This is a genomic window from Thermobifida cellulosilytica TB100 (assembly GCF_001517975.1).
GTDB classification, from domain to species: Bacteria; Actinomycetota; Actinomycetes; order Streptosporangiales; family Streptosporangiaceae; genus Thermobifida; species Thermobifida cellulosilytica.
The window spans coordinates 311056-314422 of sequence record NZ_KQ950180.1; the positions used below are offsets into that span (position 1 = coordinate 311056).

A 3367-nucleotide genomic window follows, 5' to 3' on the forward strand; every position below is an offset into this window, starting at 1 on the left:
GCGGGGAACTCCAGGCCGTTGCCGCCGCGCACCCGCAGCTCCTCCAGGCGGGGGAAGGCGGCCAGCAGCGGGGTCACGTCGCACTGCTGGATCCAGGAGATCTCGGCCTCCTCCTGGACCAGCTCGCCGAGGAACAGGGCGCGCAGCGCGGGGAACCGGTCGGCGTGCTCGACCAGCACTCCGACCGGTTCCTGCGCGGTGACCTCCAGGTCGTCCTCCCCCCACATCCACCTGCCGATGATGAGCGCGGTGACCTTCTCGGTGTCGACCTCGTCGACGAAGCGGGCGAAGACGTGGGCGAACGACGTGAAGTCTCCGTAGGGGAAGAAGGAGGCGTGGAGGCGCCACGCGAACGCGCCCGGGTCGGGGCGGGCCGTCCGGTAGGCGTCCTCGTAGGCGGCCCGCATGTCGTCCGGAAGGTCGTCCGGGACGTCGCCGCCGAACGCGACGACCGGCAGCCCGGCGAACTCGGTGAGGTTGTCGTAGATGGCCAAGACAGGCTCCGTGATCGGTCTTCGGGATCTGGGGATCGGTCGGGACGGCGGCGTCCGGCGGTGCCGCCGGGGGCGGGGCCTATTCGGTGAGCCCGGGGTAGTAGGCGGGCTCCCCGTTCTCGTCCACGAAGTACTCCTCGGGTTCGCTCAGGTCGAGGGCGACTCCGGACAGCGCCTGGCGGATCCGCTCCAGCACGGGTTCGGGGACGAAGTGGTAGTCCATGGTCAGGCTGTCGAGTCCGCGGAAGACGGGGGCGGAGGCCAGCACCTCGCCGCCGTCGGGGCCCAGCGCGTTGCTCGACAGGTCCAGCGCTCTGACCCGCTCCATGACGGGCGCGTCGGCCAGGGCGCGCACGAGGTCGTCGCCCCACTCCGCGTTGCACAGCCCCAGGCTGCGCAGGTTCGGGAAGACCTCTCCCTCGAAGAGGGGGGCGAGGTCGTCGAACTCGGTGGTGCAGCCGTACCCCTCGACGCCGAACCACAGTTCCAGGTGTTCCAGGGCGGGCAGGTCCGAGGCGAGCACCCCGGGCAGGCCGCCGGTCTGCACGACCAGCCTGCGCAGCGCCTCGTGCCGGGTGGCGGGGAACTCCAGGCCGTTGCCGCCGCGCACCCACAGCTCCTCCAGGCGGGGGAAGGCGGCCAGCAGCGGGGCCACGTCGCACTGCTGGATCCAGGAGATCTCGCACTCCTGCTGGACCATCTCGCCGAGGAACAGGGCGCGCAGCGCGGGGAACCGGTCGGCGTGCTCGACCAGCAGTCCGACCGGCTCGTGCGCGGAGGACTCGCCGAAGTCCCAGTAGCCGGCGATGAGCGCGGTGACCTTCGTGGTGTCCACCTCGTCGACGAAGCGCAGGAAGAGGTCCCGGAAGATCGCCTCTCCGCCGTAGGCGGGGAGCTGGAGGCGCCACGCGAACGCGCCCGGGTCGGCGCGGGCCGTCTGGTAGGCCTCCTCGTAGTCGTCCAGGGTGGGGTCGGGCTTGTCGACTCTCGCCCTCTCCTCCACCAGCCACCAGAAGTTCTCCCTCTGGTCGGTGTCGGGGGCGACGACGACGGGCAGTCCGGCGAACTCGTCCAGGTACTCGTAGTTGGGCATGGGGACTCCGGGATCGGGGAAGGACACGACAGTGGTACCAGGAGGGTCCGACAGGAACCGGACGGTCCGGGGTCGGGGAGGAGGCGCCGGGGCACCGCACGCGGGACACGCCGGTCTGCCTCGCCGTGTCCACCGGCGTTGACTTCGGATGACGGGTGAGAAGACTGTACTGTCAGGCCCGTCCCGTGGAAGAGGTGTCGTCCGGGACCGCGGGCGCCCCGTCGGGAGTGCTGCGGCGGGCGGGGGCCGTGACGACGTTCCGCGCGGCTGTCGCCGCCCGTTGCTCCGGGGAGTGGCATGTCCCGTCCTGACATGAGGGCCGTGGTGATCGACTCGTTCGGCGGCCCGGAGGTGCTCCGTCTCACCCGGCTGCCCCGTCCCGTCCCCGGCCCGGGCGAGGTCCAGGTCAGGGTGGCGGCCGCGGGGGTGGACCCGGAGGACTGCCGGGCCCGCCGGGGGCGCGGCGCCGTCCGCATCCCCCGGTTCCCCGCCGTGCTGGGCTGGGGCGTCGCCGGGACGGTGGCCGCGACAGGGCCGGGCGTGCACGCCTTCGCCGTCGGCGACCGGGTGTTCGGCATGCCCGCGTTCCCGCGGCTCGCGGGGGCGTATGCGGAGTACGTGACGGCGCACGTCAACGAGCTGGCCGCGCTGCCGGAGGAGGTCGCGTTCCGTGAGGCGGCGGGCGCGACGGCGGCCGCGCTGACGGCCTGGCAGGCGCTGTTCTGCGCCGGCGGGCTGCGCGCGGGGCAGCGGGTGCTGGTGGCCGCCGCCTCCGGCGGGGTCGGGCACCTCGCCGTGCAACTGGCCCGCTGGGCCGGTGCCGAGGCGGTGGGGGCCGCCCCGCCCGGCGACCACGCGTTCGTGAAGGGCCTGGGCGCCGGGCAGGTCGTCGACGACTCGGAGGGGGTGGCGGCGTGGCAGGGCGTCCCCTTCGACGTCGTGGTGGACGCCCACGGGGACGTCGGGGAGGCGGCGGTGCGGCTGCTGCGGCCGGGAGGGGTGCTGGTGTCCGCGGCTGCGGTGGACGCCGACCGGTTCCGGGCGCAGGGCCGGGTCGCGCGCACCGTGCTGGTCCACCCCGAGGGACGGCAGCTCGACCGGGTCGCCGCCCTGCTCCGCAGCGGGGAGCTGCGGGTCCACGTGGACCGGGCGTTCCGGCTGCCCGAGGTCGCGGCGGCCCACGTGCACGTGGAGCGGGGGGCGCGGGGCTCGGTCGTGCTGGAGGCGTCCGACGGCGGTGCCGCGGCTCCGGCGTGAGCCCGTGGGCGGACTCCGGTCCTACTCGGTGACCTGCGGGTAGTAGAAGACCTCGTCCTTGTAGACCTCGGGTTCGCGGCGCCCGTCCAGGTCGACGTCCACTCCGGTGAGGGCCGCGCGCAGCCGCTCCTCCATCTCCTCGGTGAGGAAGTGGTGGTGGATGACGAGGCGTTCCAGGCCGCGGAAGGCGGGGGCGGCGGCGAGCACCTCGCCGCCCGCGTCGGTGAGCACGTGGCCGGACAGATCCAGCACCTTCACCCGCTGCGTGACGGGCGCGTCGGCCAGGCGGCGGACCAGGTCGTCGCCCCACTCCGAGTTGCGCAGCCCCAGGCGGCGCAGGGCGGGGAACCGCTCCCCGGCGAGCAGCGGGGCAAGGTCGTCGACGGTGGTGGTGCCGCCGTAGTCCTCGACGCCGAACCACAGTTCCAGGTGTTCCAGGGCGGGCAGGTCCGAGGCGAGCACCCCCGCGGGGACCCTCCGGGGCAGGCCGCCGGTCTCCACCACGAGCGTGCGCAGCGCCTCG

2 protein-coding genes and 2 pseudogenes are annotated in these 3367 nt (G+C 74.0%); 1 reads left to right on the forward strand and 3 read right to left on the reverse strand.

Annotation, left to right across the window (positions count from 1 at the left end):
* Both AC529_RS20275 and AC529_RS01360 read right to left on the reverse strand, forming a co-directional pair.
* Nucleotides 1-494, reverse strand: a pseudogene (locus AC529_RS20275) (STM4015 family protein); the annotation flags it as partial.
* A gap of 79 nt (nt 495-573) precedes the next feature.
* A complete protein-coding gene (locus tag AC529_RS01360) occupies nt 574-1587 on the reverse strand; it encodes an STM4015 family protein (protein WP_068753104.1) in 1014 nt (337 codons plus the stop codon).
* A 297-nt stretch (nt 1588-1884) separates the two neighbouring features.
* Between AC529_RS01360 and AC529_RS01365 the strand changes: the two genes are divergently transcribed.
* Nucleotides 1885-2844: an NADP-dependent oxidoreductase gene (locus AC529_RS01365; protein ID WP_083947847.1), complete on the forward strand. Its 960-nt coding sequence runs from the start codon at nt 1885-1887 to the stop codon at nt 2842-2844.
* Between the two features lie 21 nt (nt 2845-2865).
* On the opposite strand, the pseudogene AC529_RS01370 reads toward AC529_RS01365, so the two are convergent.
* Nucleotides 2866-3367 (reverse strand): annotated as a pseudogene (locus AC529_RS01370) (STM4015 family protein); the annotation flags it as partial.